General features: G+C 33.5%; 7 protein-coding genes. All 7 read left to right on the forward strand.

Annotation, left to right across the window (positions count from 1 at the left end; genetic code table 11):
* Window positions 1-33: 33 nt before the first annotated feature.
* The 7 genes from EYY60_RS16415 to EYY60_RS16445 all read left to right on the forward strand — a co-directional run bounded on the left by EYY60_RS16415 (window position 34) and on the right by EYY60_RS16445 (window position 11,898).
* Window positions 34-1,218, forward strand: coding sequence for an acetate/propionate family kinase (locus EYY60_RS16415; protein WP_132990393.1), 1,185 nt, complete (start codon window positions 34-36; stop codon window positions 1,216-1,218).
* Between the two features lie 71 nt (window positions 1,219-1,289).
* On the forward strand, window positions 1,290-4,052 hold the full coding sequence (locus EYY60_RS16420; protein WP_235832345.1) for a helix-turn-helix and ligand-binding sensor domain-containing protein: 2,763 nt from the start codon (window positions 1,290-1,292) through the stop codon (window positions 4,050-4,052).
* A gap of 244 nt (window positions 4,053-4,296) precedes the next feature.
* On the forward strand, window positions 4,297-7,335 hold the full coding sequence (locus EYY60_RS16425; RefSeq protein ID WP_132990394.1) for a SusC/RagA family TonB-linked outer membrane protein: 3,039 nt from the start codon (window positions 4,297-4,299) through the stop codon (window positions 7,333-7,335).
* Between the two features lie 4 nt (window positions 7,336-7,339).
* Window positions 7,340-8,794, forward strand: a complete 1,455-nt coding sequence (locus tag EYY60_RS16430) for a RagB/SusD family nutrient uptake outer membrane protein (protein WP_132990395.1) — start codon at window positions 7,340-7,342, stop codon at window positions 8,792-8,794.
* Window positions 8,795-8,813: 19 nt separating this feature from the next.
* Entirely contained in the window at window positions 8,814-9,713 is a 900-nt protein-coding gene (locus EYY60_RS16435) for a LamG domain-containing protein (RefSeq protein ID WP_132990396.1), read from the forward strand.
* A 70-nt stretch (window positions 9,714-9,783) separates the two neighbouring features.
* Entirely contained in the window at window positions 9,784-11,172 is a 1,389-nt protein-coding gene (locus tag EYY60_RS16440) for a glucoamylase family protein (protein WP_132990397.1), read from the forward strand.
* A 12-nt stretch (window positions 11,173-11,184) separates the two neighbouring features.
* Complete coding sequence (locus EYY60_RS16445; protein WP_132990398.1) at window positions 11,185-11,898, forward strand: carboxylesterase family protein; 714 nt, start codon at window positions 11,185-11,187, stop codon at window positions 11,896-11,898.
* Window positions 11,899-11,900: the final 2 nt, after the last annotated feature.

An 11,900-nucleotide genomic window follows, 5' to 3' on the forward strand; every position in this document is an offset into this window, starting at 1 on the left:
TCTTAGAGACTCAGTACCTTAGCAACTTAAAAAATGAAAATACTAATTATAAACTCAGGAAGTTCTTCAATCAAATATCAATTAATGGTCATGCCAGAAAATGAAGTAATTTGTTCCGGTATGATTGACAGAATTGGTTTGGAGGCTTCAAATGTAACTTTTAAAACATCTTCAAACGTAATTGAGGAATCACTTCCTATTCCAAATCATAAAGTTGGTTTGCAAAAAGTAGCCAATATGCTTTTGGATGCCGAAAAAGGTGTAATTAAATCGACTTCAGAAATTGCAGCAGTTGGGCATCGCGTCGTGCATGGCGGAAGCGATTTTAGCGATACGGTAAAAATCGACGAAAAAGTAAAAGCAAAAATCAAGCAACTTTTTGAGCTTGCGCCACTACATAATCCTGCAAATTTAGAGGGAATTAATGTTGCTGAAGAGATTTTCAGCTCTGCAGAGCAAATTGCCGTTTTTGATACGGCTTTTCACCAAACAATGCCTGAAGTAGCCTATAAATATGCAATTCCGAATTATCTATTGACAGAAAACAAAGTGCGTGTTTATGGTTTTCACGGAACAAGTCACAAATATGTTTCTGAAAAAGCAATTAAATTTCTAGAAAATCATTCGAAAATAATTACCATTCATTTAGGAAATGGTTGTAGTATGGCAGCAATTAAAGACGGAAAATGTATTGATACCACAATGGGTTTTTCGCCATCAAACGGTTTGATTATGGGAACGCGTGCAGGCGATATTGACCAGTCTGTTATTTTTTATATGATCAAAAATTTAGGCTATACTCCAGACGAGGTAAATGCAGTTTTGCTGAAACAAAGCGGCATGCTTGGCCTTACGGGCTATAGTGATTTAAGAGATATTGAAGCTGAAGCCGAAAAAGGAAATAGAGAATGCCAATTAGCTTTATTAATGAATGCCTATAGAATCAAGAAAACGATTGGGGCTTATGTGGCAGCTTTAAATGGCTTAAACGCAATTGTGTTTACAGCAGGAATTGGCGAAAATTCATCGTATATGCGAAATTTGGTTTGTACAGATATGGATTATTTTGGAATTGAAATTGATGTGTCAAAGAATCAAGTTCGCTCAAAGGAAATCAGAGAAATTAACAAGGAAAATTCAATTGTAAAAGTCTTGGTAGTTCCAACAGATGAGGAATATGAAATTGCAAATCAGGTTTTTCAGTTGTTAAAAAACTAAAATTGAACCATTCTAAACTTCTAAAGCTTCTCCTTTGAGAAGCTTTTTTACTTCTTAAAATTGTATCTTTGATGATAAAACTGAATATCTTGAAATCGATACTTTTAAAATCACTTTTCTTCTTTTTCATTGCTTTTCAAATTCAAGCACAAGAATTACTTCCTTTCGTCGAAAATTATAATAAATCAGATTATCAGGGCGATAATCAAATATGGAACATCTCCCAAGGAAATGACAAAGCCATGTATTTTGCCAACAACCATTATTTGTTGCGATATGATGGCGTTGTTTGGGAAAAATATTCTTTGCCGAATAAAACAATTATTCGTTCAATATTAATTGAAGGAGACCGAATTTATTCGGGATCTTATAAAGAATTTGGTTATTGGCAAAGGAAAGATGGTAAAATGCATTATGTTTCGATTACAAAAAATCTGCGTTTGTTTGATGAAAAAGACAATGAAGAAATCTGGAAAATTTTCAGATTTAATGGTTCACTATACTTTCAGTCGTTTAATGATGTTTTTATTTACAATGGAAAACAAATTAAAAAAATCAAATTTCCATTCTTAATTTCTTATTGTTTTGTTGTCGATCAAAATCTTTATGTGGCTTCTGTTGATAAAGGTATTTTTAGAATGCAAGGTTCTAAAATTGCAAGCCCAAAAGGGTGGAATATTTTGAAAAGCACTGTTGTTCATGCGGTCGAAAAATTTCGTGGAAAGACCTATATTTTTACACACAAAAAAGGAGTTTTTGTTGTTGATAAAAATGGCTTGAGTGTATGGAAAAGTCCATTAAATGAAACTTTAAAAGGAACGGGAATCAATGTTGCCAAATTTATTAAAAACGATAAACTTGTAATTGGAACTGGAAATAAAGGGGTTTTTATTTATGATCTTGCTTCGCAAACCTATAAAAACATTGATCGAAACAATGTTTTGATGAATAATTCGGTTTTGTGCATTGGCTTTGATAAAGAACAAGATTTGTGGCTTGGCTTGGATAACGGAATTGCACATGTTGAAGTTAATTCTCCGATTTCATTTTTTTATGATAACTCAGGTATTTTAGGATCGGTTTACTCAGTTGCTACAATTGACAAAGGCTATTTGATTGCTTCAAATCACGGTATTTTTGAATTTGATTCGGGAAATTTTAAAATGCTTCCGAATACACAAGGCCAAGGCTGGAATATTACTAAAATTGGAAATAAATATGTAATTGGCCACAACGATGGAACATTTTGCTATGAAAATGGGGCATTGGCTAAAGTCAATAATGTCAGTGGTGGATGGAATTTATCAAAAAGCATCATCAATGAAACGTATTTTCAATCTACTTACAGCGGAATTTTGGTTTATAATGATGTTTCAAACTTAAAACAAAGCAAAGTAATTAATGATTTTACGAAACCAATAAAATATGTCGCTCAAAACAAAAAAAATGAAATTTGGGCTGCAGACAATTATCGAGGACTATATAGAGTACTTTTTGATGATAATTTTAAAACAAAAAAAGTTGAAAATATTACGCAACAGAGCAAAATAGAAAATGACTTTGGTGTAAAGATTTTTGAGTTTCGTGAAGAAATACTCTTTTTAATTAATAATGTTTGGTACACTTTCAATTCGATTTCAAATAAATTAGAGAAAAACGACTTGTTTAATGCCAATTTCAAGAATGTTTCAGATGTCGTCGCAATAGACGAGCATCATTTTATAGTACTTCAAGATGGTATTTTATATCATATTTATGCAACAGGCAACAAATTTGTCTGGAATATGATTCAGGAGAAATATTATAAAGGAAAATTGATCAATGAGAATTTGCGCATCTTCAAAAGCAAAAATCATTATTTAATGAATCTTGACGACGGATTTATATCACTTCAACTTTCATATGAAAACAAGCAAAATGAAGCCGTAAAAGTTGAAGCTTACAATGATAATGTTTTATTAGAAAATGAAGGCAAAATTAAACACAACACAGAACTCCGAATAAATGTAATTTCGGGAATTTATGGTGCCAGCAAGCCCAATTTGTTTTATAAAATAAATGGAGGGAAAAACTATTTTCCGATTTCAAATGGGACAATCGTTTTAAATAATTTGAATAGTGGCTTTCATTCAATAGTTGTTTTTAAGCATGATGGCGCCAATTACGATGAAGTTTCGACTTTCGAGTTTAAAGTTGCGCAGCCTTGGTATTTTTCTTTCTGGATGATTCTTCTTTATTTGCTTATTGTTGGCGCTGTATTATTCTTTTACTACAAATGGAATAAGCTACGTTATACGCAAAAATTAAAACTTCAGGCAGAGGAGCTGAAGCATCAGCGCGAAATCCTGGAAATGGAATTGAAAAAAGAAAATGAATTGAATATTCAGGAATATGAAAAACACATTCTTGAATTAGAATTGCAAACTAAATCCTCTGAAGTTGCCGGAAAATCGTTATCTATTGCAAAGCAAAGTGAAATGATTGATAAGATTCAGAATATTTTAGATTCGGAGAAAGACTTTAATAAGCTGAAAAGCGAAATCAAAAAAGCGATTAAAATTAATGAAGTGAATAAACACGAATGGGAAATTTTTGAAACAAATCTGAATCAGATCCATAATGAGTTTATTATAAATCTTTCTAAAAAGTTTCCAAACCTTACTCCAAAAGATATAAAGTTGTGTGTTTATCTTAAAATGAACCTTTCTTCTAAGGAAATTGCGCCTATGATGAACATCTCTTTTAGAGGTGTAGAATTGCACAGATATCGCTTAAGAAAGAAACTTAATCTAAATCAGGAAGAAAACCTGTCAAAGTTTTTATTAACTCTGTAAGATTAGCATTTAAATTTTAAAAATATTCTATTTTTTCAGTTCTTTTTTTATAGAATTCCAATACATCATTACTACATCATAAGGTTATGTTAAAGAAAATAAATTAACATTTATAGTGTTGATTTTTAGTAGTATATGAAAGGGTTTTAACATAATGATGTAGCTATGTAGTAGTGTGAATTGATGTACTACAACGTTGTAATTGCTTAATTTGGCTCTACTAACTTAAACGATTACGTACTGTATGAAAAATTTTATTTTTAGCTTTTTAGCGCTCTTGTTGCTGCCTACATATATGATGGGGCAGGCTCAAGCAATTAAAGGGAAAGTAGTAGACAGTAATGGAATGGGAGTTCCTGGTGCTATAATTAGTGCACCAGAATCCAGAACATCTGCTGATGCTGACTTCGATGGTAATTTTACCATTAATGCTAAAGTTGGAGAAACTCTAAAAATCTCTATGCTTGGTTTTGATTCTGTTTCTGTACCAGCAACTGCAGGAGCAATGTCAATTACTCTAAAAGAAGCAGGTGATACTGCTTTAAAAGAAGTTGTGGTTATTGGTTATGGAACAAGAAAGAAAGTAGACAACACTACCGCGATTTCATCTATAAAAGCGGAGGAAATTACTAAAACGAAAGTAATAAATGCCTCACAAGCTATTCAAGGTAAAGCGGCTGGTGTTCAGGTAATTTCATCTGATTTGCCAGGAAGTACTCCTTCTGTTGTTATTAGAGGTTTAGGAACTGCATTAGGAGGAAGAAACCCTCTATATATTGTCGATGGTATGCAGACAGAGAATATCAACAATATTAATGCAAATGATATCACTTCTTATGAAATCTTAAAAGATGCTTCTGCATTAGCAATTTATGGAACTCGTGCTGCAAACGGAGTTATTATTATTACAACTAAAAAAGGTACAGGAGATAAAGTTACTGTAGAGATTGAAAGCTTTGGAGGTGTAAGACAACCACTTAAAAAAGTTAAGATGGCAGGAAGTAATAAATACTCTTATTACTCAAATGCAGCTTTGCAGTCTACAACATTCTCTCAGGATCAACCTGTAAATACAGATTGGTTTGATGAAATTACAAGAACTGGAAGTTACACCCAAAATAACGTATCGATTTCAGGTTCGTCAGAGCATATCAAGTACTTTTTCAGTTTAGGAAACTATGAAGAGAAAGCTGTTTTAAATGGACTTGATTATGGAAGAACTACATTTAGAAATAATAATGAATACAAAATTTCTAAAAAACTGACTTTAAATCAAACTTTTAGCTTTACATCAGCTAATTCTTCTCCAAAACCATTAAGTGCATTTACAAATGCTTACAAACAGTCTCCTATAGTGCCTGTTTATTTTCCTGATGGTAAATACGGCGTATCTCGTGTAGGTGATAATGGTTTTGCAAGTGAAACAGGTTCTTCATTCAACAACGTTGGAAATCCTGTAGCTCAATTAAATTTTTATGACGAGCAGCAAAAAAGTGTTACACTTCAAGGTGGTTTGAAATTAGATTATGAAATTCTAAAAGGATTAAAATTTACTTCACAATTTAATGGTGAGTATTATACTTGGAAACAATATAATTTTAACGATACAAAGAATATTTGGTTAGCAGCAAATCCTAATAAAGTGGATAGTGATTATGCTAAAGAATTTCCTAATGCAAATATCAATTTATTAACAAAAGGAAGAGAAGATTATTTTAATTGGAATTTGTCTAATTATTTGACATATAATAAGTTGTTTGCAAATATTCATGATGTAGAGGTAACGGCTGGTATTGAAACTTCTGTAAAAGGACCAAGAGAAACGCTTACTATTGCGAGAAAAAATGTTAACCCAGATTCTAATTATTGGGCATTGAATGATCCTAATGCTGGACATGGAGTTGAATATGCAGCGTCTGTAACTAGCTTATATAATATTGTATTTAATCAAACTAAATTGGCTTCTTATTTTGGGCGTTTCCAATATAAATTAATGGACAGATATTTAGTTACTGGAACTCTAAGACGTGATGGATCGTCAAATTTTGGTAAAGATTACCGTTGGGGAACTTTTCCTGCTTTCGGTTTAGGATGGGTGATAACAAAAGAAAGTTTTATGTCTGATGTTACAGCAATCAACTTGTTGAAATTAAGAGGAGGTTGGGGTAAATTAGGTAATCAAAATGTACCTCTTAACAATCAATCTTACGCTTCTGGAAAAAATGCTTATTTAGGAGGCTCTATTTTAAACGAAGGGACAACAATAAGTTCTCAAATTGATCCTACTTTATCTTGGGAAATTACAGAAGAATCTTCTGTAGGTTTAGATTTCGAAATCTTGAATAACAGATTAAAAGGTACTTTTGATTTGTACGATAAAAATACTTCAAATGTAATTTTATATACAAAACCTTATATGACATCTGGTCTTACAGATCAGTCGCCATCGCACGTGGGAGAAGTTTCAAACAAAGGTTATGAAATTTCATTACGTTGGGATGATAAAATTGGTGACAATTTCAGCTATTGGATTGGAGGTAACTTCTCAAATAATAAAAATGAACTTACTGGTTTAAAAGATGCTATTTTATCTCCAGTTGTTGGAGGAAGTTTAGGGAACGGACAAACTACTAAATTGTTAGACAATACTACAATTGGACAGCCTTTAGGAAGTTTCTATATTTACGATTATGCTGGTTTTGATGCTACAAACGGAAAAATGTTGTACTATAACGCAGCAGGAGATAAAGTTACTCAAGATGCTTTAAATGCTAATACAGATAGAAAATATGTTGGATCAAGTTTGCCAAAAACTAACTATGGTGTTACTTTAGGATTCAACTATAAAAACTTTGATTTTTCTGTTGACGGATACGGAACAGGTGGAGCTAAAGTGTATAATGGTAAAAAAGCACAGCGTTTTGCAGGAGAAAATATCGAAGATTCAATTGCTACTGATTTCTGGACACCAAATAATTTAACAGCTTCAAATCCTGCACCTTTTAATCAGGTACCAGTTGCTTCTACATACTATTTAGAGTCAGGTGATTTCTTCAGAATCAACAACATTACAGTAGGCTACAAATTGCCGCTACAAGAAAATAATTTTATAAGCGCTTGCAGAATTTATGTAAATGCTATTAATCCGTTTATTACACAAAAATTCTCAGGATTCTCTCCAGAATTAAATGGAGACGGAAATCCATACGGTACTCAAGGAGTTGAGCTTGACGCTTATCCAACATTGAGATCATTTGTAATTGGTGCTAATTTAAAATTTTAACAAGATGAAAAAGATATATATTACAACGTTTGTGCTTTCGGCATTCTTTTTTACAGGATGTGCAGACGATTATTTAGATGTTCAGCAAACAGAAACTATTTCGACAAATGATACTGAACTATATAATAATGACGCAGGAGCATCACAGTTTGTAACTGCAATTTACAACAAGTTCTTAAATTGGGATATGACTTCTTTTGGCTGGATCGGATTATCAAGTATTACATCAGATGATGCTGATAAAGGATCTTCGCCTGGAGATACTGGAACAGATAAAGATGTATTGGATGCTTTGACATACAATGCTTCTAATCCTTCAGCAGAAAGTACTTTTATTGCTAATTATGATGGAATCAACAGATGTAATCAGGCTTTGGCTATTCTTCCAAAATTGGACAAAGCAGATGCAAATCTTAGAGGCAGACTTGCTGGTGAGGCAAAGTTTTTAAGAGCTTTTATGTATTTTACTTTGGTAAAATGTTATGGTGGAGTACCAATTGTAGACCATATACCATCTCCTAGTTCAGAATCAGACAGAGTAATGCAATTAACTCGTAAAACAGCTGCTGATGTTTATGCTTTTATTGAGAAAGATTTGAATGATGCGATTGCAACATTACCTGAAAAAACAGCTTATTCTGCTAATGAAAGATCAAGAGTTTCAAAAGGTGCTGCTTATGCTTTATTAGCTAAAGTAAGTTTGTACCAAAAGAAATGGCAACAAGTAATTGATAACTGTAATAAAGTTACGGGTTATTCTCTTGTAAGTGATTATGCATCAATGTACAAAGCAACTGGGAAATTTGACTCAGAATCTATTTTTGAAATTTATGCTCAAGGTGCAGTACCAGCAAAAGGAATCGAAGGATACTCTAACACACAAGGTGCTCGTGGTACCGGTGGATGGGGCTGGGGCTTCAATACGCCATCTCAAAGTTTAGTAAACGCATATGAACCAGGAGATGTTAGAAAAGCGGCAACTATCATTTTTAGAGGACAAACTTTATATGATGGTAGAGTAGTGCCAAACACAGTTGAAAACGAAAGATACAACTACAAAGCATATTCTTCTGCTTACACAGATGCATGGGAAACAGATGTTGATATTAAATATTTAAGATATGCTGAAGTTTTATTAATGAAAGCAGAAGCATCAAATGAATTAGGCCAGACTTCTGCAGCAATTCCGTTATTGAATCAAATCAGAAACAGAGCTGGATTAGGAAATACTGCAGCAAGTTCTCAAGCTGATGTTAGAACAGCAATCTGGAAAGAAAGAAGAGTAGAAATGGCTTTTGAGCACGACAGATTTTTTGATTTAGTGCGTACTGGTCAAGCAAAAGCAGCTTTTGCAATCGATGGAAAAACTTTTACAGAAGGTAAAAATGAATTATTCCCAATTCCGGCATCATTCCTTAATCAAGCAAAAGGTTTGTCATCTCAAAATCCTGGTTACTAATCCTTAAATATTAATTAAAATGAAAAAAAATAAATCTATTTTATTACTTTCTTTTGCTTTAGGTTCAGCATTATTTGCTGGCTGTGAGGATAGTATTGATAAAGTAAACAGCCCAATCCCTTACGAATCGATTGGAGGTTATGAAAATTCTGATGATGTTGCTGCAGCGCACTTAGTATCTAAACTTAGTTTTGATGGTAATATCGCAGATTCAAAAAGTGGAATTACAGGTGGGACAGGAACTAATGTAAATTACGGTACAGGTATAAAAGGGGAAGCATATCAAGGTTCTCCAAGTTCTTTTATAGCTTATAATACTGTTTCAAATTCAATTGTAAATCTAAAAAGTATAAGTATTTCAATGTGGATTAAAACTGATCCGCATACGGGAGGAGCTCAGTCATTATTCATGTTGCCTAAAAAGACAGATTTCTGGGGTAATATTTTTACGCTTATCGAAGGAACTGGACCAGCAACAACAATGTTGATGAAAAATCATATTCAAAGAGATGTTACGCCAAGTATTCCTTGGGCTGGACAATTTATAGAGCATGGTGGTGATAATGTTTTGAAAAATATGTTTGGAGCATGGAAACATGTTGTATGGAGTTACAATGGTACAAGTTCTACATACAGTATTTATGTTGATGGACAAAAATTAGACATACCTGCATCTATTTCAAAAAGATATGCAAGCGATCCTGCAACTGGCGGCGGTCCTTTTGGAGAATTAGCTAGTTCAGAGGTTTCAAAATTTATTATTGGAGGTTATCAGCAACATTTAGGTGCGCCTTGGAGTGCTCCTGATGGATGGATGTTGAACTACACTGGTTTAATGGACGAGTTTAGAATTTATGATGTTGCACTTACAGATAATGAGGTTTCAGCTCTTTATAAATTAGAAAAAGATAAACGATAAATTTTTCAGAAATGCACCTGGAGAAAATCCAGGTGTATTTTTTAGTAATTAATAATAAGAAATTGATAAAATGAAGTTAGGTTTATATATTATAATGTTTTTGAGCGCTGTGAGTTCTTGTTCTTCGTCTACACCAGAAGCTGGTAATAGTGGCGGAACTCCATTACCAACAAATCCAACTACGCCAGCAAAACCTTTGACAGATGCTGAGGCAATGGATCAAGTTCAAAAAGATGCAATAAAATATTTTTGGGATTATGCTGATTCAAATTCAAAATTGGCAAGAGAAAGATACTTGACAGAAGATCCGAGTTTTGAGTCTAATATTATAACAACAGGAGGTTCTGCATTTGGATTAATGAGCATTATTGTAGGTGTAGAAAGAGGTTTTTTGCCAAGAGCCGAAGCTGTTTCTAGACTTACAACAGCATTAACCTTTCTTGAAAACGCAGACCGTTTTCACGGTGCATGGTCGCACTGGATGGACAACAAAACTGGTAAAGTTATACCATTTGGAACAAAAGATAATGGTGGAGATTTGGTTGAAACTTCTTTTGTTTGTCAAGCTTTAATTACGATTCGCGAATATTTTAAAAATGGAAGCACTTCTGAAAAAGCATTAGCAGCAAAAGCAGATGAACTTTGGAAAGGTGTTGAATGGGATTGGTACACAAAAGGTGAAAACGCTTTATATTGGCACTGGTCACCAAATTATGGTTGGGAAATGAACTTTAAGCTTGAAGGTTACAACGAATGTTTGATTACTTATGTTATGGCCGCTTCTTCTCCAACGCACCCAATCTCGGCGGAAGCTTACCACCAAGCTTGGGCAAGAAATGGCGCTATAGTAAATGGAGGTTCTCAATATGGTATTCCAGTTGTTTTAAGTTATAACGGAGCTGTTGGAAATGTTGGGCCAATGTTTTGGTCACATTATTCATATTTAGGTTTAGATCCAAATATGTTAAAAGATAAATATGCGGATTATTGGGCGCTGACACAAAATCATGCAAAAATCATGGTTCAGTATAGTGTTGCTAATCCAAAAGGTTTTAAAGATTACTCTGATAAATGTTGGGGATTAACAGCAAGTTATACACGTAATCCTGACGGAACAACTGGATATACAGCACATCAGCCAAACAATGACAATGGAGTTATTTCGCCAACAGCAGCTTTATCATCGTTTCCATATACACCAGTAGAGTCTATGAAGTTTTTACATTATTTATATGACGATAATAAAGCAAAACTTGTTGGGATTGCTGGGCCTTACGATGCTTTTTCTCCTCAGTACAATTGGGTAACCGCTCGTTATTTGGCAATCGATCAAGGAACTATTGCTCCTATGGTTGAAAACTACAGAAGTGGTTTATTGTGGAAATTGTTCATGAATGCATCAGATACAAAACAAGGTCTAAAAAAACTTGGATTTACATCAGGTAAATACGGAATTTAATTATACATCTAAATGAAATTTAAAGTAACGCTTCTAATCGTATTATTTTCGGCATTTGGTTTTTCTCAAACCGAAACTACAGGTAAAATTAATACCGTAATAATGGAGAAGTACGAGCTCGGTTATGCCTTGTACAAGCCAGCAAATACTAAAGAAAAGAAGCCTTTAATAGTTTTTATTTCAGGAGATGGAGAAAAAGGAACTGATATTTCAAAAGTGAAAATTCACGGTCCTTTAAATTATTTAAAAACACATCAGTTAGATGCTTATGTTTTGGCTCCGCAATGCAAGGAAGATGAAAATTGGAGTATTGAATCAATTTATGAATTGATTTTAAAAATTCAGAAGGAGAACAAAATTGACTCAGATAGAATATACGTTACTGGCTTAAGTTCTGGCGGATGGGCAACTTGGAATTTAGCACTTTCTTATCCAGACATGTTTGCTGCGGTTGTGCCTATTGCTGGTTTTGTGGATTTGATTCCGTTAGAAGGCGCTTGCAAAATTGCTAACATTCCAACCAGAATTTTCCACGGCTTGTTAGATGATGTTGTAAATGTTGATTATGCGATTACGATTTACAAGGAATTAAAAAAATGTAATGCTAAAGATGTTCAGCTGACCATTTTTGATGACGCAGGACACAACAGCTGGACAAGAGTTTATGATAACGCGGCGATTTATGACTGGATGTTGCAACAGAAAAAAACGAATACAAACAAATAAAT

The organism is Flavobacterium zhairuonense (assembly GCF_004352915.1).
GTDB classification, from domain to species: Bacteria; Bacteroidota; Bacteroidia; order Flavobacteriales; family Flavobacteriaceae; genus Flavobacterium; species Flavobacterium zhairuonense.

Coding starts and splice junctions, on each gene's coding strand:
- EYY60_RS16415 (WP_132990393.1), top strand. CDS start 34: ATGAAAATACTAATTATAAACTCAGGAAGTTCTTCAATCAAATATCAA.
- EYY60_RS16420 (WP_235832345.1), top strand. CDS start 1,290: ATGATAAAACTGAATATCTTGAAATCGATACTTTTAAAATCACTTTTC.
- EYY60_RS16425 (WP_132990394.1), top strand. CDS start 4,297: ATGAAAAATTTTATTTTTAGCTTTTTAGCGCTCTTGTTGCTGCCTACA.
- EYY60_RS16430 (WP_132990395.1), top strand. CDS start 7,340: ATGAAAAAGATATATATTACAACGTTTGTGCTTTCGGCATTCTTTTTT.
- EYY60_RS16435 (WP_132990396.1), top strand. CDS start 8,814: ATGAAAAAAAATAAATCTATTTTATTACTTTCTTTTGCTTTAGGTTCA.
- EYY60_RS16440 (WP_132990397.1), top strand. CDS start 9,784: ATGAAGTTAGGTTTATATATTATAATGTTTTTGAGCGCTGTGAGTTCT.
- EYY60_RS16445 (WP_132990398.1), top strand. CDS start 11,185: ATGAAATTTAAAGTAACGCTTCTAATCGTATTATTTTCGGCATTTGGT.